The organism is Oryzihumus leptocrescens (assembly GCF_006716205.1).
Classification (GTDB): domain Bacteria; phylum Actinomycetota; class Actinomycetes; order Actinomycetales; family Dermatophilaceae; genus Oryzihumus; species Oryzihumus leptocrescens.
In genome coordinates, this window is record NZ_VFOQ01000001.1 from 1,434,873 (window position 1) to 1,452,747 (window position 17,875).

Annotated in this window: 18 protein-coding genes; 11 read left to right on the top strand and 7 right to left on the bottom strand. The window is 74.3% G+C overall.

The window, feature by feature from the left end; genetic code table 11:
• Positions 1 to 9 precede the first annotated feature (9 nt).
• Together FB474_RS06840 and FB474_RS06845 are read right to left on the bottom strand one after the other, a co-directional pair.
• Positions 10 to 435, bottom strand: a complete 426-nt coding sequence (locus FB474_RS06840) for a hypothetical protein (protein ID WP_141787960.1) — start codon at positions 433 to 435, stop codon at positions 10 to 12.
• Positions 436 to 617: 182 nt separating this feature from the next.
• Positions 618 to 812, bottom strand: a complete 195-nt coding sequence (locus FB474_RS06845) for a DUF4177 domain-containing protein (protein WP_141787961.1) — start codon at positions 810 to 812, stop codon at positions 618 to 620.
• Positions 813 to 989: 177 nt separating this feature from the next.
• Here FB474_RS06845 and FB474_RS06850 point away from each other — a divergent pair, with 177 nt between their 5' ends.
• Positions 990 to 1,343: a hypothetical protein gene (locus FB474_RS06850; protein ID WP_141787962.1), complete on the top strand. Its 354-nt coding sequence runs from the start codon at positions 990 to 992 to the stop codon at positions 1,341 to 1,343.
• Positions 1,344 to 1,353: 10 nt separating this feature from the next.
• On the opposite strand, the gene FB474_RS06855 is transcribed toward FB474_RS06850, so the two are convergent.
• Complete coding sequence (locus tag FB474_RS06855) at positions 1,354 to 2,520, bottom strand: NAD(P)/FAD-dependent oxidoreductase (RefSeq protein ID WP_141787963.1); 1,167 nt, start codon at positions 2,518 to 2,520, stop codon at positions 1,354 to 1,356.
• 130 nt (positions 2,521 to 2,650) lie between these two features.
• Here FB474_RS06855 and FB474_RS06860 point away from each other — a divergent pair, with 130 nt between their 5' ends.
• Positions 2,651 to 3,637 (top strand): hypothetical protein, encoded by a 987-nt coding sequence (locus tag FB474_RS06860; protein WP_141787964.1) that lies wholly within the window; start codon positions 2,651 to 2,653, stop codon positions 3,635 to 3,637.
• Between the two features lie 27 nt (positions 3,638 to 3,664).
• A complete protein-coding gene (locus FB474_RS06865; protein ID WP_221632462.1) occupies positions 3,665 to 4,162 on the top strand; it encodes an RDD family protein in 498 nt (165 codons plus the stop codon).
• Between the two features lies 1 nt (position 4,163).
• Here FB474_RS06865 and FB474_RS06870 read toward each other — a convergent pair whose 3' ends face one another.
• The gene (locus tag FB474_RS06870) at positions 4,164 to 4,955 is read right to left on the bottom strand and encodes an MBL fold metallo-hydrolase (RefSeq protein WP_185746071.1); all 792 of its coding nucleotides are present in this window, start codon (positions 4,953 to 4,955) and stop codon (positions 4,164 to 4,166) included.
• A gap of 150 nt (positions 4,956 to 5,105) precedes the next feature.
• Here FB474_RS06870 and FB474_RS06875 point away from each other — a divergent pair, with 150 nt between their 5' ends.
• Genes FB474_RS06875 through FB474_RS06885 form a run of 3 tightly spaced genes read left to right on the top strand, consistent with a single transcriptional unit; the run spans position 5,106 to position 8,432 of the window.
• Positions 5,106 to 6,977 carry a glycoside hydrolase family 15 protein gene (locus FB474_RS06875; RefSeq protein WP_141787966.1) on the top strand — a complete coding sequence of 624 codons (1,872 nt, stop codon included), beginning with the start codon at positions 5,106 to 5,108 and terminating at the stop codon, positions 6,975 to 6,977.
• Between the two features lie 24 nt (positions 6,978 to 7,001).
• The gene (locus tag FB474_RS06880) at positions 7,002 to 7,799 is read left to right on the top strand and encodes an HdeD family acid-resistance protein (protein ID WP_141787967.1); all 798 of its coding nucleotides are present in this window, start codon (positions 7,002 to 7,004) and stop codon (positions 7,797 to 7,799) included.
• Between the two features lie 12 nt (positions 7,800 to 7,811).
• Positions 7,812 to 8,432, top strand: a complete 621-nt coding sequence (locus FB474_RS06885) for a potassium channel family protein (protein ID WP_221632463.1) — start codon at positions 7,812 to 7,814, stop codon at positions 8,430 to 8,432.
• 88 nt (positions 8,433 to 8,520) lie between these two features.
• On the opposite strand, the gene FB474_RS06890 is transcribed toward FB474_RS06885, so the two are convergent.
• Positions 8,521 to 9,054 carry a DUF1269 domain-containing protein gene (locus FB474_RS06890; protein ID WP_141787968.1) on the bottom strand — a complete coding sequence of 178 codons (534 nt, stop codon included), beginning with the start codon at positions 9,052 to 9,054 and terminating at the stop codon, positions 8,521 to 8,523.
• 182 nt (positions 9,055 to 9,236) lie between these two features.
• Here FB474_RS06890 and FB474_RS06895 point away from each other — a divergent pair, with 182 nt between their 5' ends.
• Together FB474_RS06895 and FB474_RS06900 are read left to right on the top strand one after the other, a co-directional pair.
• Positions 9,237 to 9,650: a DUF7144 family membrane protein gene (locus tag FB474_RS06895; RefSeq protein WP_141787969.1), complete on the top strand. Its 414-nt coding sequence runs from the start codon at positions 9,237 to 9,239 to the stop codon at positions 9,648 to 9,650.
• Positions 9,651 to 9,829: 179 nt separating this feature from the next.
• Positions 9,830 to 10,258 (top strand): DUF7144 family membrane protein, encoded by a 429-nt coding sequence (locus FB474_RS06900; RefSeq protein ID WP_221632464.1) that lies wholly within the window; start codon positions 9,830 to 9,832, stop codon positions 10,256 to 10,258.
• A 79-nt stretch (positions 10,259 to 10,337) separates the two neighbouring features.
• Here the strand turns inward: FB474_RS06900 and FB474_RS06905 are convergent, their stop codons facing one another.
• Positions 10,338 to 10,571 carry a hypothetical protein gene (locus FB474_RS06905; protein WP_141787970.1) on the bottom strand — a complete coding sequence of 78 codons (234 nt, stop codon included), beginning with the start codon at positions 10,569 to 10,571 and terminating at the stop codon, positions 10,338 to 10,340.
• A 181-nt stretch (positions 10,572 to 10,752) separates the two neighbouring features.
• Between FB474_RS06905 and FB474_RS06910 the strand changes: the two genes are divergently transcribed.
• Complete coding sequence (locus FB474_RS06910; protein WP_185746072.1) at positions 10,753 to 12,981, top strand: phage holin family protein; 2,229 nt, start codon at positions 10,753 to 10,755, stop codon at positions 12,979 to 12,981.
• A 99-nt stretch (positions 12,982 to 13,080) separates the two neighbouring features.
• Positions 13,081 to 14,460, top strand: a complete 1,380-nt coding sequence (locus tag FB474_RS06915) for a hypothetical protein (RefSeq protein WP_141787972.1) — start codon at positions 13,081 to 13,083, stop codon at positions 14,458 to 14,460.
• Positions 14,461 to 14,558: 98 nt separating this feature from the next.
• On the opposite strand, the gene FB474_RS06920 is transcribed toward FB474_RS06915, so the two are convergent.
• Positions 14,559 to 14,963 carry a hypothetical protein gene (locus FB474_RS06920; protein ID WP_141787973.1) on the bottom strand — a complete coding sequence of 135 codons (405 nt, stop codon included), beginning with the start codon at positions 14,961 to 14,963 and terminating at the stop codon, positions 14,559 to 14,561.
• Between the two features lie 133 nt (positions 14,964 to 15,096).
• On the opposite strand from FB474_RS06920, the gene FB474_RS06925 reads away from it, so the two are divergent.
• Complete coding sequence (locus tag FB474_RS06925) at positions 15,097 to 17,871, top strand: winged helix-turn-helix domain-containing protein (protein WP_141787974.1); 2,775 nt, start codon at positions 15,097 to 15,099, stop codon at positions 17,869 to 17,871.
• Positions 17,872 to 17,875 lie beyond the last annotated feature (4 nt).

Sequence of the window (17,875 nt, forward strand, 5' to 3'; positions counted from 1 at the left end):
CCGCCCGGGTCAGCCCCCGGTGCGGAAGCTGAGGTAGCCGGTCCCCGATGCCCCGTTCGACGTGGCCGTGACGGTGATCTTCTCGCTGGCCTTGGGCTTGGTGACCACGATCTCGTCGGAGCAGGTGCCGTTCTTGCCGGTGGTGCACGGGTTGTTCCTGGAGCGGAAGGCGGCGTTGCTGGCGTTGTCGCTCCACTGCACGACGGCCCCGGCGACGGCCTTGCCGCTGCTGTTGGTCACCTTCGCGGTGAACGTCTGCGTGCCATCGGGCAGGTAGTTGAAGCAGGAGTTGGGGGCCAGCTGGCGCTCCGGCTGGCTGGAGGGCACGCTGCACGTGACCTTGACGCGGTAGCCGGTCGCGGCCTCGGCCGGGGCGGCGAGCGCCGCGGTGGCCCCGGTGAGGGCGAGCGCGACGAGGACGGGTGTGGCTCTCATGGACGCACCGTAGGGGCGCCGGGTGAGGCCGCCGTCGTCCTCGCGGACGGTCCCGGGCACGCTCTCTGGTGGAGCGGTCGGGCCGAGCCGGGGGTGACGCCGGGTGAGGCCCGCAGGGGCCGGTGACCCGGAGGCGGCCAGGGCCTGGCCGCGGGAGGTGCGGGCTCGGTATACCGGGCGGGTCAGGGACGCTCGAAGGTCACCAGCACGCCCTCAACGCCCCCCGGGCCGACCCGTCCCTTGACCTCCACCGCGGTGATGTCGCGCAGCGTCCAGCCCTGCGCACCGTGCTCGTTGAGCACCTTCTCCAGCTTGGCCCCCGACATCTTGCTGCCCATGAGCCCCTCGCGGAGCTCGACGACCTTGTACTGCGGCATGGCTGCTCCTCCTGGTCGGTGTCCCCGCATGGTGCCGCAGCGTCGTCCCGCCGGGAACCCGCCGACGGTCGGGCTGGCGGCGGAGCGCCGGGCGGGTTCGGGTCGGCCACGACGGGTGGCTACCGTTGGCCGCACGCGGTCGGCCGGCCGCGCGGACGCCCGAGGAGGACACGGCTGGTGCAGCTGGACTTCGCCTGGAGTGCCCAGGGTTCGCTCCTGGTCGACGCGACCCCGCGGGACGAGGTCATCATCAGCTTCGTCGGCTGGGACGTCGGCCCGGACCCCGACCGGGCCCGGGAGCTGCGCCGCCAGCTGGCCGCAGCCGTCGCCGGGGGTGCCCAGCGCAGCAGCGGCCCGCACGTCGTGGGACGGGCCTGCGCGATCACGGTGCACGGCTCGACCGCCGAGATCGAGAACCTCGTCGAGCTCTTCCCGGTCGCGACGTACCCGGTGTCGACCCTGCTCGACGCCCTGGCCCAGCTCGAGGCCTGGCTGGTCGAGAACCTGCACCGCCGCCCCGGCTACTGGTGACCGGGCGCCCTCAGGCGGGGGCGTGGCGGCGCAGCCCGGTCGGCACCGCGGCGGTGTGGACCGGAAGCGGCAGCGGGCGCCCCGGGAGCGCGACGTGCCAGTAGAGCCAGCGGGCAGCGGCCCGGCCCGGCGCGCCACCCCGGGCACCGGCGACCCGGTCCGTCAGGCCGTCGTCGACCGGCCCGAGCGGCAGCGCGCGTGATCGCCGGTCGAGGGACGCCGACGGTGCGCGGCCGGCGGCGTGGTCGGGCAGCGTGCGCCCCACCACGCGCGCGGTGAGCCAGGCGGTGCGGGTGGTCCGCGCCGTGGGCAGGTCGGTGGCGTCGCCGACGGCGTAGAGGTTGGCGAACGCCCGGGACTGCAGGGTGTGCCGGTCGACGGGCACGTAGCCGAGCTCGTCACCGAGCCCGGAGCGGGTCACCACGCCGGCGCCCCGGTGCGGGGGCACGGTCACCAGCAGGTCGAAGGGCAGCTCCCGCCCGTCGTGCCCGACCAGCAGCTGACGGTCACCGTCGAGCCGCTCCACCCGGAAGCCGGCCTCGACGACCACGCCGTGCCGGCCCAGCAGGCCGGCCGCCCCGGCCGAGGGCTCGGGCAGCGGGCTGGCGTGGACCAGCTCCACCCCGTCGCGCAGCCCCCGCCGGCGCAGCCAGGCGTCCGCGAGCAGGGTGAGCTCCAGCGCCGTGCCCGGTGCGGTGACGGGCAGCTCGGCGAGGTGCACCACCAGGCGCCCCTGCCGCAGCGTCGGCAGCGCCTCCCGCAGCGCGGTGGCCCCCTCGAGGCTGCTGACGTCGACGACGCTGCGCTGCCACTGCGGCCCGGTCATCCCCGGGACCAGGTCCGGGCGGGGGACCGCGCCGGTGGCGAGGACAAGGTGGTCGTAGGCGATCCGGCGCCCGTCGGCGAGCAGCACCACCGAGGCGTCGGCGTCCACCTGGCGGGCCTCGGCGAGGACCAGGTCAACGCCGTCGGGCAGGAAGGCGTGCCGGGAGCGGACGACCGCCGACGGTGGCCACGTCCCGAACGCCACGAGCGCGAAGCCGGGGCGGTAGGCGTGCTGGTCGTCGCGGTCGATGACGGTGACCGCCCAGGTGGCGGCGTCGAGCCGGCGGCGCAGCCGGTGGGCGACCATCGTCCCGGCGGCGCCCGCGCCGATGACCACCACGTGCCGCCGCATGCCGTCCTCCTCGCTCGCCCGCGGCCCACGCTAGGCAGCGCGGGCCTCACCCCGGATCACGCTGCGGGGATGAGGTGCCGGCCGGGGCATCGACCTACCGTGACGGCAGACCTACCCGAGGACGGCGCGGATGGACGAGAACGAGTCGGGGACGGAGCGGGCGCGAGCACGCGCGCGGCTGCTCAACAGCGTGGTGGTGGGCGTGCTGCGGGCCGTGGCCGAGCAGGAGCACCGGGCGGCGGCCGACCCGTCGCCGCGGGTCACGGACGTGGCCGTGGGACTGGGCGCCGCGGCGCTCGACGGCTCCCGGCGGGTCACCACGGCGGTCGGCCTGGCGGTGCGCCCGGTCGCCGCGATGCTCGCGCCGCCGGCGGCGGTGCGGGAACGGCCGGCCCGGTGGCTGCGGGACCTGGCCGAGAGGGGGCGGGCCGAGCGGGAGGCCACCGCCCTGAGGCTGGACGCCCTCGGCCGCCGGGTCGCCCCGCGCCTGGTCGACCAGGCGATGGGCTACGTGGACGTCACCGACCTGGTCAAGGACCACGTCGACCTCGACGCCCTGGTGGCCACGGTCGACCTCGACGCCGCCGTGGCCCGGGTGGACATGGACGCGATCCTCGACCGGGTGGACATCGACGAGATCGCCTCCCGGCTGGACCTGGGCCCGATCCTGGACCGGGTCGACGTCAACGGCATCGCGGCCAAGCTGGACCTGGGCCCGATCGTGGACAAGGTGGACATCGACGAGATCGCCTCGCGGCTGGACCTCGACGCGGTCGTGTCGCGGCTGGACCTGGTCGCGCTCGCGGAGGTGGTCGCCGAGGGGCTGGACCTGCCGGCGATCATCCAGAGCTCGTCGGGGTCGATGGCCTCCGAGGCGCTGCGCGAGGTGCGCTGGCACGGGATCGGCGCGGACGAGCGGGTCGCCAACGTCGTCGACAAGATGCTGCGCCGACAGGGGCGCGACCCTGAGGCGCCGGGACAGCAGCCGGCCGTGCCCGAGCAGCCACCGGGTCCGGCGCCGTCCGGACCGCCGGCTGGGCCGTCGACCGGCTCGCCGTCCGGACCGCCGGCTGAGCCGTCGACGGGACCGCCGGGCGACAACGGGAACGGGCACTGAGCGGGGCGCCACGTGAGGAGCCCCGGGGTGCCCGACCGTTCCGCCGTCACGCGGATCCTCGTCCCCGCGCCGGCCCGCGCCGCGCAGGGACGCCGAGCCGGCGTGGTGACGCGGTGCACCGCAGCGGTCGTCGACCTGCTCGTCGCCTGCGTCGGGGTCCTGGTCCTGTATGCCGTGTGGGCGGCCGTGCTGTTCCTGTTGCGTCCCAGGGACTTTCACTTCCCCGACCCCGGCCAGGGCTGGTTGCTGACGGCCCTGCTCTGCCTGCTCACGGCATACCTGGCGTTCGGGTGGATGACCACCGGGCAGACCGTGGGGGACCGGTTGCTGGGGCTTCGGGTCGTCAACCGGCACGGTCGCCTGCCGGGCGCCGGCCTGGCCCTGGTGCGGGCGGTGCTGTGCGTGCTGTTCCCCATCCTGCTCTTCTGGGTGGCGCTGAGCCGGCAGAACCGCTCGGTGCAGGACCTGCTGCTGCGCACGTCGGTGGTCTACGACTGGACCGCCCAGGTGCCCGCCCGGCGCTGAGTCAGGCCACCCAGGTGCGTCCGGACCCGGGGGCCAGCACGCGCACGTGGGTCGCGGGGGAGCGGCGATGCACCTCCCGGGCGAACTCCTGCGCGGGCGCCCGCCGCGTGGCCACGGACGGCCGGTAGCCGAGCGGCCCGAAGCTCCCGTAGTGCATCGGCACCACGACGCGGGGGCGCAGCCGGGCCACCGCCTCCGCCGCGCGCACCGGGTCCAGGTGGCCCGGCCCGAGCCGGGGACCCCAGCCGCCGACCGGGACCAGCGCGAGGTCCAGCGGCGCGCCCAGGCCCTCCATCTGGGCGAACAGGTCGGTGTCGCCGGCGAAGTAGACCCGGTGACCGGGCGTCTCGAGCAGGTAGCCGACCGCACCGGCGCTCGGGCCCCACGGCTCCCGGCGGCCGCTGTGCCGGGCCGGCGTGGCCGTCACGGTGAGCCCGCCGGCCCGCCAGGACTGCCCGGCCGCCAGCGGCACCACGGCGTCGAACCCGTGTCGCCGCAGCAGGTCCGCGCCACCCGCAGGCACCACGACCGGGGTCGACGGGGCCAGCAGCGCCAGGGACCTCAGGTCGCAGTGGTCGTGGTGCAGGTGCGACACCACCACGGCGGTCGGCGTGGGCGAGGGCGGCCGGGGCGGAGGCGCGAGCCGGCGCAGAAACGTCACCCGCTGGCGCAGCAGCGGGTCGGTGAGCACGGTGGCGGCGCCCAGGTCGAGCTCGAACGTGGCGTGCCCGAGGAAGCGCACCCCCGTGCCCTTCGTCGTCTCCACGGGGTGGTGCGCCTCCGTGCCCGCCATGGTGCCTCCCGCCGCCGAGCGCCGTCTGGCGGCACGGTAGGCGCCCCGAGCCGGGTGGGGGTTCATCCGGGACGGGTGAGGCCCGCGCCGGTGCGCGGCTCACATGATGGCGGGGACCCGAGGCATACCCGAAGAGGAATCGAGAACGTCATGCCCGAGCAGCCGGACTACCCCCGCATCGCCGACCACGGCCTGATCGGTGACCTGCAGACCAGCGCGCTGGTCGCCACCGACGGGTCGATCGACTGGTTCTGCGCGCCACGCTTCGACTCGCCCAGCATCTTCGGGGCACTGCTCGACGCCGAGAAGGGCGGCCGCTTCCGGATCCGCCCTGCCGGGACCGGGTATGAGACCAAGCAGATGTACTTCCCCGACACGGCCGTGCTGGTCACCCGCTTCCTCAGCGAGGAGGGCGTGGGTGAGGTCGCCGACTTCATGCCGATCAGCGGGGCGGCGGCCACCGACCGGCACCGGCTCGTGCGGATGATCCGCTGCGTGCGGGGACACATGTCGTTCGACATCGAGCTGTCACCGCGGTTCGACTACGGGCGCGCGTCCCACACGGTCGAGCTGTCGGAGAACGGCGCGGTGTTCCGCAGCCACGGCGCGAACGTGGCGGTCCACATCGTGCGCGAGCCCGAGGACGAGCGGCTCGGCCAGGTGAGCGAGCACGAGGGCGACCTGACGATGAAGGTGACGCTCCAGGCCGGGCAGATCCGCGGTGTCGTGCTGGAGACCGGCGCGCACGGGCCGGCCCAGGAGATCCCGGTCCACGAGATCCGGAGGCTGTTCGACGACACCGTCACGTACTGGAAGGCGTGGGTGGCGCGATCGACCTACACCGGGCGCTGGCGCGAGGAGATCATGCGCTCGGCCGTCACGCTGAAGCTGATGACCTACGCGCCCACCGGTGGCCTCGTGGCCGCCCCCACCATGGGGCTGCCCGAGCAGGTCGGCGGCGAGCGCAACTGGGACTACCGCTACACGTGGGTGCGCGACGCGTCCTTCTCGGTGTTCTCCCTCCTGCGCCTGGGCTACACCGACGAGGCAACTGGCCTGGGGCGGTGGCTGGCGGACCGGGTGAGGGAGCACGTGGGCAGTGACACCGGCCCGCTCAACATCATGTATCGCGTGGACGGTTCCTCTGACCTCAAGGAGGACGTGCTGGAGCACTGGTCGGGCTACCGGGGGTCCTTCCCCGCGCGGGTGGGCAACGACGCCGCGGGTCAGCTGCAGCTCGACATCTACGGCGAGGCCATGGACAGCATCTCCCTGGGCGACGAGCGGGGTCTGCAGGCCGGGCACGCCGGCTGGCTGGCCGTCAGCGAGATGCTCAACTGGCTGTGCGACAACTGGGACCAGCCCGAGGAGGGCATCTGGGAGACCCGGGGTGGGCGCAAGGACTTCACCTACGGCCGGCTGATGAGCTGGGTGGCCTTCGACCGCGGCCTGCGCCTGGCCTCGCGGCACGGGCGACCCGCCCCGGTGGAGCGCTGGCGCGAGGCGCGGGACGCGATCTACGCGCAGGTCATGGAGCGCGGCTGGAACCCCGAGCGGCAGGCCTTCGTACAGCACTACGAGGACCGCGTCCTGGACTCCTCGCTGCTGCGGATGTCGCGTGAGGGCTTCGTGGCGCCGAAGGACCCGATGTGGCTCTCGACCCTCGATGCGATGAGGGACGAGCTGGTCACCGACAGCCTCGTCTACCGCTACGACCCCAGCGCCTCCCCGGACGGCCTGCGGGGGTCCGAGGGCACCTTCTCGCTGTGCACCTTCAACTACGCCGACGCCCTGGCCCGGTCCGGCCGGGTCGAGGAGGCGCGGCTGGTGTTCGAGAAGATGCTCACCTACGCCAACCACGTCGGCCTCTATGCCGAGGAGATCGGGCTGTCCGGCGAGCAGCTGGGCAACTTCCCGCAGGCGTTCACCCACCTGTCCCTGATCGACGCGGCGATCACTCTCGACGAGGCGCTGGAGCGGGCGTCCGCCCAGGCCCCGGCCCCGGTCGCCGTGGGCACCTGAGCCGGAGCCCAGGGAGGTGAGGAGATGACGCAGGTCGGCACGGCGCAGGCGGGCGTGGCGCATGAGGGCCCGGTGCTGGCCCAGGCGGCGCGCCAGGTCAGCCTGCTGTGGTGGGTGCCGCTGCTGACCGGGCTGGTCAGCGTCCTCGTCGGCCTGCTCATCCTCGTCACCGACTGGGCGGTCAAGGGCCTGGTCGTGGTGGTCGGGCTGCTGTTCCTCATCCACGGCGTGGCCCTGGTGTTCAGCCCCGTCTACGCCCGGGAGAGTCGTGGCGAGCAGGTCCTGGCCGGGATCGTCGAAGTGCTCGCCGGGGTCGTGCTGCTCGCCTGGCCGGCCCCGACGTTCCTCGTCCTGGCCGAGGTGGCCGGCATCTGGCTGGTCCTCGCCGGCGGCTTCCACCTGGTGACCTCGGTCGCCCGGCGGCACGCGCTGCCGGCGTGGGGCCTGTCGGCCGCGGTGGGCGCGGTCGAGGTCCTGCTCGGCCTCTGGGTGGTGCGACGCCCGGAGGTGACGGTGAGCCTCGTGGTGGTGGTGCTCGGCCTGTGGGCGGTCCTCACAGGGGTGCTGGAGTGCGTCCTCGCCTTCGAGGTGCGCCGCACGGTGCGCACCCTGGCCGGCGCGTCCGCGGCCACCCCGGACGAGGTCGCCGCCCTGCGCGAACGCGTCGAGCGGCTGTATGCCGAGGGGCAGCTCAGCAGCGAGCAGCACGCCACCCTGGTGGGGGCCCTGGAGCCGGGAGGCGCGCCGTCCGCGCCGCCGCCCTCACCGGCGACCGCCCCCGGGCCGCCGACGGCCCCCCGCACCCCGCAGCCCCAGCCCTGAGCGGCGGATCCGGTGTCACGCCCGGTCCGGTTGGGCAGCGGGGGGTCCCGGCGCCTGCTCGCGGGTGCGCTGCTGCGTTCGCTCGCCGTGGCCACCGCCGTCTTCGTCCTCTACTTCACCGCACCGCTGAACGGGTCGCGGGTGAGCCTGACCCTCTGGGTCGTCGTGCTGCTGGCCGCCGTCGCGGCGCTGCTCGTCTGGCAGGTGCGCTGCATCCTGCGCTCGCCGCACCCCCGGCTGCGGGCGGTGGAGGCAGTAGGCACCACGCTGCCGCTCTTCCTCGCCATCTGCGCGGCGACCCACTTCCTCATCGAGCTGGCCAACCCCGGCAACTACTCGCAGTCCATGACCCGGATGGACGCGCTGTACTTCGTCGTCACGGTCTTCGCCACGGTGGGCTTCGGTGACATCACCCCGGTCAGCGAGACGGCCAGGATCGTCACCACCCTGCAGATGGTCGGCGACCTGGTCTTCGTCGGGGTCATCGCCCGGGTGCTGGTCGGCGCGGTCCAGGAGGGGCTGCGCCGGCAGGGCCGGGCACCGGCCGGCGACACCGGCCTGCCGCTCGCGGAGGAGCCGGCTCCCGAGGACGGGGGCGAGCCTCACGGCCCCGGCGACAGGACCGCCGGCTGAGGAACCGCCTGCCGGAACGGCTGCGCGCCGCGGGGACACACGACGGTGGCCGCGGCGCATGCCGCGGCCACCGGGTGGGAGGGTGAGGTCAGGCGCTGGCAGTCGTCTGCGGCGTCGCGGCCGAGGCTGCGGCGGCACCCTGGCCGTGCAGGGCCTCCTGCAGCTCCTTCTCGGCGTCCTTGGACAGCGAGGACTTCAAGACCTTGCCGCCGAACGGCGCCATGGCCTCGACGGCCTTGTCCGGCGTCGCGTGCTCGATCACCAGGAACAGCGCCGACGTGCCCGGCTGCACCATGTCCTTGACCTGCTTCTCGAACTCCTTGTCGATGCCGACCTTCTCGACCTTGCCCATGAGGGCGCCGAGGCCGGCACCGAGGGCCATGCCGAGGAACGGGACGAAGAACAGCATCCCGAACAGCAGGCCCCAGAACATCCCCCACGTCGTCCCGCCCGCGACGGGGTTGTGGTTGGTGGTGACGTGGTACTTGCCCTGCTTGTCCCGGCGGATCACGGCGATGGCGTCCGGCTGGATGATCAGCTCCTTGGCCAGCTCCTCGGCCTTGTCGCCCGCGGCCGTGGCGGTCGTCTCGTCGGGGTACCCGATGGCGATCAGCGTGCTCATGTTGCTCCCTTGACTGCGGCGACGAGACGGTCTCGCCCCTCGGGTCCATGCCACCGTCCCGGGCCGGGGGGCCGCGTCATCCCCGGCGAGTGATCTGCCCCGTGCTCCGGTGCGCCAGCGTGGAGGGGACGGCAGGTCCGTCCCGCGCGGCGCGTGCCGCCCGGCACTGGAAGGAGCAGGAGATGGCCCACGCGCATCCCGGCGTCACCCGGACCCCCACCAGGTGGGTCGGCTGGGTGGTGTTCGCCAGCTTCACGATGATCACGCTCGGCGCGATCGAGGTGATGATGGCGATGGTCGCCTTCTTCAACAAGGCCTACTACTCCGTCGCGAGCTCGGCGCTCGCGCTGCACATCAACTACACCGGCTGGGGCATCATCCAGCTCGCCTTCGGGCTGCTGCTCATCGCCGCCGGCTACGGCCTGCTCGCGGGGCAGACCTGGGCGCGTGCCGTGGCCATCGTCGTGGCGTTCCTCAGCGCGGTGGCGAACCTGGCGTTCATCGCGGCCAACCCGTGGTGGGCGCTGACCGTCATCACCCTCGACGTCATCGTCATCTACGCCGTCTCGGTCCACGGCGCCGAGAGCCGGCTCTGAACCCGGTCGGCCACGCCGGCCCCGATCATCCGCGCCGCATGATGTGGCGGTCCGGGCGCCGGGGCAAGCGTGGAGGTGCACACGGAGACCCGTCCCGGGACCCGGTGAGCCGCAACAACCGGAGGATCGCGATGAGCGACATGTCGAACTTCTCGTCTGCGAGGAGCATGGAGGCGGGGATGCCTCAGCACGCGTCCTCGGCAGGCCCCATCTCCGAACACCCGCAGACCGCCTGGGTCGGCTGGGCGTACTTCGCCGGCATCATGATGATGATGGTCGGGGCGTTCCAGGTCATCGAGGCGCTGACCGCCCTGTTCAACCAGAACTACCTGCTGGTCTCGAGCAAGGGCCTGCTCGTCCACGTCAACATCGCCGCGTGGGGCTGGGTGCACCTCATCATCGGCGTCGTGCTGATCGCCGCCGGCTTCGCGGTGCTCGCCGGCAAGATGTGGGCCCGCATCATCGGCATGGCCCTGGCTGGCCTGAGCGCGATCGTGAACCTCGCCTACATCGCGGCCTACCCGCTGTGGTCGATCACGATCATCGCCCTGGACGTCCTGGTGATCTATGCCCTGGCTGTGCACGGCGGGGAGCTCAAGGAGTCCTGACCCCGGTCGGGTCCCCTTGGGGCACAACAGGTATGCCGCGTCGCCACCAGGCGACGCGGCATACCTGTGTCGTCGCGGGTCAGGGGGTGGGGGTGGGGGAGGGGGAGTCCTCCAGCAGCTGGCGCACCTCGAGCAGCTCGACCCCGAGGGCGCGCAGGCGCTCCAGCAGGCCCAGCAGGGCGGCCTGGTCGGAGGGGGCGGTGCGGATCACCGTGCGGACCGGCTCCTCGGTCACCTCGGCCACGTCGAGGCCCTCGACGAGCTCCGGCGGGACCAGCCCGCTGACCCGGACCTCGTACGTCCGTGGGTTCATGCCGTCCTCCCTGGCTCTCGACCGTCCCCGGAAGTCTCGGTCGGCGGCCGGCCCGGTGACGACCTCCCACACGGATGAGCCGGACCCGTGCACAGGTGTCCCCGCAGGATGAGGCAGCCGGGCTCGGCGCGGGCCGATGCTGGAGCCGCTGCACCGCCGCACCGGAAGGCAGGGCCCCGGCATGGACGAGAACCAGGCCAGCACCGGGGGCGCGAGCTCCCGCGCACGGGTCGGCTGGCGGCTGCTGAGGGGACGGCGGCTGACCTCCTGGACCGAGGTCCGCCGCATGCTCGTGGGGCTGGTCCTGGCCTGGGTGGTCCTGTCCCTGACCATCTGGGTGGTGCCGGGGCTGAACGCCTCGACGCGGTGGGACGTGCTCGTGGCCGCTGCCCTGCTCGGCGTGCTGACCGCGCTGCTGCGGCCGGTGGTGACCTCCTTCGCGCTCCTGCTCGGCTGGGTGGGGGTGCTGCTGGCGGGGCTGTTCGCCGAGGTGGGGCTGTTCGCCCTGGCGCTGGTGCTCAGCCCGGGGATCACCGTGTCGGGCTTCTGGCCGGCGTTCTGGGGGTCCTGGCTGTTCGCGCTGCTCACCACGACGATCAGCTGGGTCGGCTCGGCCGGTGACGACACCGCCTTCCTGTCGCACCTGCTCGGCCAGTCCCGGCGGGCCGCCGGGTCGGTGACGGCCACCTCGGTGCCCGGCGTGGTGTTCATCCAGCTCGACGGGCTGTCGGCGCCGTTGCTGCAGTGGGGGATCCGCAGCGGGGACCTGCCCACGATGACCCGGTGGGTGCGCACCGGCACGCACACGCTGACCGAGTGGCAGGCCCAGCTTCCATCCACCACGCCGGCCAGCCAGGCCGGGCTGCTGCACGGCGCCAGCGCGCAGGTCCCGGCGTTCCGGTGGTACGAGAAGGAGCACGGCCGGCTGATGGTGGCCAGCAAGCCCAAGGACGCCCACGTGATCCAGCAGCGGCTCACCGACGGACGGGGACTGCTGGCCGACGGCGGCACCAGCATCTCCAACATCTTCACAGGTGACGCGCCGACCGCCCTGCTCACGATGAGCGCGGTGGGCGGGCAGGACACCCGCCGGGCAGCCCGGCGGCGCGGTCCCTCCCGGGGCTACGCGGCGTTCTTCATCAACCCCTACGGGCTGTGCCGGTCCCTCGTGCTGTCCGTCGCGGAGATGGTCAAGGAGAAGTTCCAGGCGCGGCGCCAGCGGCAGCGCGGGGTGGAGCCGCGGATCGACCGGCACGGCTCGTACGTGCTGCTGCGGGCCGTGACCAACGTGCTGCTGCGCGACCTCAACGCCGGGCTGATCGTGGAGCAGATGATGGCGGGGACGCCGTCGGTCTACACCGACTTCACGGACTACGACGAGATCGCCCACCACGCGGGGCCGACCCGGCCGGAGTCGATGGCCTCCCTCGCCGGGCTCGACCAGCTCCTGGGGGTGCTGGAGTCCGCGGTCGAGCACGCACCGCGCCCCTACGCCTTCGTCGTGCTCTCCGACCACGGGCAGAGCCAGGGCGCGACCTTCCGCCAGCGGCACGGGCAGACCCTGGAGGAGCTGGTCCGGTCGTTGATGGGCGCGCCCGGGGGGAGCGGCGCTCCGACGGTGACGGCCTCCACCGGGGTGGAGGAGACCGCCGGACCGGCCAACACCTTCCTGTCCCAGGTGGGCAGCCAGGGCGGTGCCACCGGGCACGCCGTGCGCCGGGTCCTGCGGCACCGGTCCGTGGACGACGAGGTCCACCTCGAGGGCGGCAGCCACGATGGAGCAGCGGCCTCGGCGCCGGCCGGGGCGCCCGAGGGGGGAGCCGCCGCCGACGTCGTGGTCATCGCCTCGGGCAACCTGTCGATGGTGTGGTTCCCGGGTCACCCCGGGCGGATGACCCGGGAGGAGGTCGAGGCCGCGTGGCCCGGGCTGCTGCCGGCCCTGGTCGCCCACCCCGGGATCGGCTACGTGGTCGTGCAGACCCGGGCGCACGGGCTGGTCGCGCTGGGGCGCGACGGCACGCGATACCTGGAGGAGGACCGGGTGGAGGGGCGCGACCCGCTGGCCCCGTTCGGGGAGGCGGCGCCGCGCGAGGTGCTGCGGCACGCCCGGCTCGAGCACGTCGGGGACCTGGTGCTCAACAGCGCGATGGACCCGGGCACGGGCGAGGTGGCCGCGTTCGAGGAGCTGGTCGGCAACCACGGCGGCCTCGGTGGGTGGCAGACGCAGGCGGTGCTGCTGCACCCGGCCGCGTGGCCGGTCCAGGACGCCCCGCTGCGCGGCGCCGACGCTGTCCACCGCCAGCTGGTCCGCTGGCTGCGCGACCTCGGCCACCGGCGCGGCCTGGACGACGGGGAGGTCCCCGCCACCGCGGCCCCGGCCGGGTCACCCGCGCCGAGCCACCCGCTCTGAGGCGGCCGCACCGAGTCATCCGCACTGAGGGAGGCGGGACCGGCCGGCCGGGGTGAGGCTCGGGGAGAGGGCAGGGCCTGCATCGACGGAGGGAACCGCGTGTCCGAACCCAGTGCACCGGCGGCGCGGCCGCCACAGGAGCAGGAGGTCGCCCGGCTCAACGCGCGCATCGCCTCGCTGGAGCAGGAGCTGGCCACAGCCCGGGCCACTGCGCCCGCGGACACCACCCGGGCTCCTCGGCCCGGACGATGGCGTGCCTGGGTCGCCGGGCTGCTCATCGTGGTCGGCTCGCTGCTGGCGCCGCTGTCGGTGCTGGCCGTCTGGGCCAACCGGGAGGTCTCCGACACCAGCCGGTACGTCGAGACGGTCGCCCCGCTGGCGCACGACCCCGACGTGCAGGCCGCGGTGACCGACGCCGTGACCAGGCAGGTGTTCACTCACGTGGACGTGCCCGCGCTGACCACGCAGCTGCTCGACGCCCTGCAGGCCCGGGGAGTGCCCCCGGAGCTGACCACGCGGCTGCACGCCCTGGAGGGGCCGATCAACAACGGTGTGCAGGGGTTCGTGCACGACCAGGTCGCCAAGGTCGTGGCCAGCCCGGCCTTCGCCCAGGCGTGGACGCAGGCCAACCGGGTCGCCCACGAGCAGATGGTCAACGTCCTGACCGGCAAGCAGGGCGGGGCAGTGAGCTCCAAGAACGGGCAGGTCACGGTCAACCTCGGGCCGTTCGTCAACGAGGTGAAGAACCGGCTCGTGGCGCAGGGCTTCACGGTGGCCAGCAACATCCCGGCCGTCAACGCCTCGTTCACCGTGTTCCAGTCGCAGGGCGTCACCAAGGCGCAGGGGATCTACAGCCTGCTCAACACGCTGGGCGTGTGGCTCCCCATCATCGCGCTGGTGCTGCTCGCGATCGGCATCTACGTCGCCGGCAACCACCGGCGCGCCACGCTGGCCTCGGGCCTGGGCGTGGCCGGCGGCATGCTCCTGCTCGGGCTGGGGCTGGCCATCGTCCGCCCGCTCTACCTCGACGCGGTGCCCAGCACGCTGCCCCACGACGCGGCCGCGGCGATCTTCGACACCGTCGTGCGGTTCCTGCGCACGTCCCTGCGCGCGGTGCTCGTGGCCGGCCTGGTGGTCGCGCTGGCGGCGTTCATGAGCGGCGGGTCGGTGACCGCGGTGTCCACCCGGCGCGCCCTGGTGCGCGGCATCGGGTGGCTGCGCGGCGGTGCCGAGTCCGCGGGCCTGCGCACCGGACGGTTCGGCCCGTGGGTCTGGGACCACAAGCGATGGCTGCGTGTGGCCACGGTGGCGGCCGGCGCGGTGGCGCTCATCTTCTGGACCCAGCCGACGGCCGGGGTGGTCGTGCTCCTGGCCGTGCTCGTGCTGCTCGTCCTGGCCGTCATCGAGTTCCTCGGCCGCCCACCGGGCCCGGCCGCACCGCCCGGCGCCCACGCCGGGCCGCCGCCGAGCCCGGCCTGACACCCGCCGGTCCCGGGCTGACCGGCCCCGGGCCCAGCCGGACGCCACCTGCCCCAGCCCGCGACCGTGCAGGTCGCGGGCCGGGCGCCGTCGTGGCCTCAGGCCGGTCCGCAGCAGGGCGCGACGCGGACGCTGAGCAGGTCGACGCCCTGCTCGGTCAGCAGCCGCAGCGCCGAGGCCAGCATCCGCCCGGGCAGCCGCAGGCAGAGCACGCTGCTGCGCCGCGCGACGGCCACCGTGAGGTCGGCAAAGGCGGCCTGGAGCACGGGGCCGAGTGGTCCGCTGACCTCCAGCTCGCCGCGCCGGTCGTCCCGGTGCAGGCCGGCCAGCTCCAGGCCGAACCGCGACGCCCGCCCGATCGCCTGGGACAACGCGGTGGCGTCGGTCCCGCGCGTGCCCAGCACCGTCGTGGCACCGACCTCCCCGACGACGGACTGCCCCAGCACCAGCTCCACCTGCTCGGGCAGCGGCCCCAGCACGGTGACGTCATACGACTGGACCATCCCAGGCCTCCATCCAGCACGGGCCGGCCCGCCTCCTTGCGGACCTTGGCCCCTATCCCACGGTGGACCTCCGGCCTGAGGCTGTGATCGTCGTGCACGGATGATTTCGGGGGCCTTTTGGAGGCGATAGCTCGTGCCGGACCAGTCCAACACCACGCTGGCCCGCCCCCGGCCGCCCGGTGCCGGGGGGGTGCCCGTCCGGCTCCCCGCCGCCGCCGACTTCCTCATGCTCACCACGATGTACTCCCCGCCCCGGTTGCCGCGGCGTCCGGTGCTGCGCGAACGGTTGACGGCCCAGCTGACCGAGGCGGTGCGGGAGAGCCCACTCACCCTGGTCAGCGCGCCGGCCGGCTCCGGCAAGACGACCCTGGCCGCCAGCTGGCTGGACCACCCCGGCGTCCCCTGGCGCGTGGTCTGGCTGACCCTGAGCGAGGCCACCGGTTCCCCGGAGGAGTTCTGGTTCTTCGTCATCGAGGCGCTCTCCCGCGCCGGTGTCGACCTGCCGCACACCGCGAGCCTTCCGGGCCTGCCGCAGGACTACGACGCCCTCGTCACCCAGCTGGCCACCGACCTGCTCAACCGCGCCGAGCCGGTGGTGCTCGTCCTGGACGAGGTCGAGCGGCTCAGCGACGCCCGGGTGCCGCACCAGCTCGACCTGCTGCTGCGCCTGGCCTCGGTGCGCATCCGGCTGGTGCTGCTCAGCCGGGTCGACCCGCTGCTGCCGATGCAGCGCTACCGGCTGACCGGGATGATGAGCCAGATCCGCATGGCCGACCTCGCCTTCACCCGCGAGGAGGCCCGCGAGCTGCTCTCCGGCTCAGGCATCGACCTGACCGAGCCGATGGTGGTGGCCCTGCACGACCGCACCAGGGGCTGGGCCGCGGGCCTGCAGCTCGCGGCGCTGGCCCGCGAGCACCGCCCCGACTCCGACCCGGAGGCCGGCGACTGGCTGCTCGGCGCCCAGGACGCCAACCTGGCGGAGTACCTCACCGGGGAGATCCTCGCCGCCCAGCCGCCGCACCTGCGTGACTTCCTGCTGCGCACGAGCATCATCGACCCGGTGTGCGCCGAGCTCGCCGAGGTGCTGACCGGGGACGTCGGGGCGGCGATGTCGCTGATGACCCTGTCCCACCAGAACATCCTCGTGGAGGCCGCGGGGGACCTGGCCGGCTGCTACCACGCGCACCCGCTCTTCCGGGAGCTGCTGCGCGCCCAGCTGGCCTACGAGTCACCAGAGCTGCTCCCCGGGCTGCACGAGCGGGCCGGGCGGTGGTTCGCCGACGCGGGCATCGTCGACCAGGCGCTTGCGCACCTGGCCGCTGCCGGCTGCTGGGAGGAGGTCGCCCACCTCGTCGTGCGCAAGGGGCTCGTGGGTGACCTGCTGCGCCCGTCCCTCGGATGGCCCCTCCAGCGGGTCGCCGGTATGCCGGCCGGCGCGCCGGGTGCGGAGGTCGCCGTGGTGCGTGCCGCCGCGGCGCTCGGCCGGGGCGACCTGCCGGCCTGCGACGACGCGCTCGGCGCAGCCACCGAGCAGGCCGGCGAGGACAGCCACCTCGCGGTGGCGCTGGCGACGACGCGGCTGGCCGCTGCCGCCTCCCATGCCGACGCCGAGGGGGCCAGCGCGTGGGCCGACCGGCTGGAGCAGGCCTGGGCCGCGGTTGCCGACGGCGAGGAGCCCGCCCCCATGCCGGCGGACCTGCGGGCGCGGCTGCTGTCCACCCGTGGCCTGGCCCAGCTGCACTGCGGGGACCTGACCGCCGCCACGGCGACCCTTGGCCGAGCCGTCGGCGCGTGCGTCGAGGGCGGTCTGGGGGCCGACCACGTGGCCAACCTGGGCCGGCGCGCGCTCGCCGAGGCCGTGCTCGGGCACCTCAAGCACGCCCGGGAGCTGGTCGACACCACCGACCGGCTGCTCGAGGAGCAGTCCGTGGCGGAGGAGAGCGGCGGCCCGGCTGCGCTGGCGGTGGCGGCCGCATGGGTCCAGGTCGAAGCCGGCGCGGCCGAGGCGGCGCTGTCCCTGCTGCCCCCGTCCAGCGAGTCGGCCGAGCCGCTCGAACGCGTGGTGCTGCAGGTGCTCGGCGTCGTCGTGCGGTCCCGGGCGCTGCGCGCGCTCGGCCGCCCGGAGGAGGTGACCGACCTGCCCGACCTCGAGGACGTGCCGTCCGGGTGGCTGGGGGACCTCCTCGCCCAGGAGCGGGTGGCCTCGCTGCTCGCGGCGGCCGACCCGGCGGCCGCGCAACGGGAGGCCGCGGATTCCTCCTCAGGCGTGCGTGGCGTGGTGCTCCGCACCAAGGCGGCACTGGCCGCCGGCGTCGGGTCGTCGGTGACGGGCCTTGACCCGGCCTCGGTCGAGCACGCCGACGAGCTGCCCGTCGACCTGCAGGTCGAGGCGTGGCTGGTGCAGGCGCAGGCTCGTCTGGCCGACGGCAGCCGTGACCAGGCAGTCGCGGCGGTGCGGCGCGCGGTGCGGCGGGCGCGGTCCGAGGGCCTGCGCCGCCCGTTCCGCGAGGCCCCGCCCGAGGTGCGCCGGCTGTGGGCCGCCCAGGGCACGGTCGCCGACGCGGCCCGCTGGCTCGCGGAGGGCGCCGTCCCGGCCCGTCCGGTGGCGAACCGTTCGGCGGGTCCTGGGACGCCCCGATCGGTGCCGGCACGGGCCCCCGCGCCGGCCCAGCGGCGACGCCTCGCGAGCGACACGGCCGAGGAGCCGATCATCGTCGAGGCGCTGAGCGCGCGGGAGACCGAGGTCCTGCGTCACCTCGCCGACCTGCTGACGACCGAGGAGGTGGCCGAGGCCATGTTCGTCTCGGTCAACACGGTCAAGTCACACATCCGCAGCATCCTGCGCAAGCTGTCGGTGGCCCGCCGCAACGAGGCGATCCGCCGGGCCCGGGAGCTCAACGTCATCTGACCCC